The sequence below is a fragment of the Oleiphilus sp. HI0079 genome, from assembly GCF_001635105.1.
This window is the reverse complement of record NZ_LWFT01000251.1, coordinates 1-626: the sequence shown is the minus strand read 5'-3', so window position 1 is coordinate 626 and position 626 is coordinate 1. Positions and strand designations below refer to the sequence as shown.

The window sequence follows — 626 nt, the reverse complement described above, 5'->3', positions numbered from 1 at the left end:
GCAGTCTTATTTAAACGTTATGAATACTAACAATGTGATTTTCAAAGCAGGTTCTGGTCAGTCTTTGTCCGGTTCGATTCGTGTGGCGGGCGACAAGTCGATCTCGCATAGATCAATTATGCTAGGTGCCCTTGCAGAGGGCGTTACCGAGGTTGAAGGCTTTCTAGAGGGTGAAGATAGTCTCGCGACGCTTCAGGCATTCAGGGATATGGGGGTCGTGATAGAGGGGCCCCATAACGGGCGCGTAAAAATACACGGCGTGGGGTTGAATGGGCTGCAGCAGCCTCCCGGACCAATCTATCTTGGTAACTCCGGTACGGGCATGCGTTTATTTGCCGGACTTCTTTCTGGCCAGTCCTTCGATACAGAATTAACTGGGGATGAGTCCCTCTCTAAGCGCCCGATGGAGCGCGTCGCAGGTCCTTTGAGACTGATGGGTGCAATGATTGAGACGGCTGAGGGTGGGCGCCCACCAATGAAAATTAAAGGCGCTCAGCGGTTAAAGGGTATGCACTATGATATGCCTATGGCAAGTGCTCAGGTTAAGTCTTGTTTGTTGTTGGCGGGTATGTACGCCGACGGCGAGACCAGCGTGACCGAACCCGCGCCCACGCGGGACCATACAG

General features: G+C 53.2%; 1 pseudogene. It reads left to right on the top strand.

The window, feature by feature from the left end:
• Positions 1-626: pseudogene (locus A3750_RS03720) on the top strand (bifunctional prephenate dehydrogenase/3-phosphoshikimate 1-carboxyvinyltransferase); the annotation flags it as partial.